The 425-nt window shown below is 56.2% G+C and carries 1 protein-coding gene; it reads right to left on the reverse strand.

The features are described from left to right. Positions 1-73 precede the first annotated feature (73 nt). The coding region (locus D7Y13_RS43505) for an ATP-grasp domain-containing protein (RefSeq protein ID WP_500683209.1) at positions 74-425 on the reverse strand (352 nt) is incomplete at its 5' end.

Here is a 425-nt window from a genome sequence, read left to right on the forward strand (position 1 = left end):
TCCTAAAACTACGCGCTATTGTTGACGCTACTATAAAGCCTTTGCTGCGAATTGTATTGGTTGTTACTGCACCCTATCCAGTCGTCAGCCGCTGCTCCACCCAGCGCATCACCTGCTCGCCCAGTCGATCGCCACCCAATCGATCGATCTCGCGAATCCCGGTCGGGCTGGTGACATTCACCTCGGTAAGATATCCGCCAATTACATCTATTCCCACAAACATTAAGCCGTCGCGCTGCAAAGTCGGAGCGAGATAGGCGCAAATTTCGCGATCGCGATCGGTCACTTCTGCCGCCGCCACCCGTCCGCCCACTGCCATATTGCCGCGAAACTCGCTGCCTGTGGGAATCCGATTCACCGCGCCGATCGGTTCCCCGTCGAGCATAATCACCCGCTTGTCACCGTCTTTGGCTGCTGGCAAATAG

Source organism: Corallococcus praedator (assembly GCF_003612125.1).
In the GTDB taxonomy this organism is placed as follows: domain Bacteria; phylum Myxococcota; class Myxococcia; order Myxococcales; family Myxococcaceae; genus Corallococcus; species Corallococcus praedator.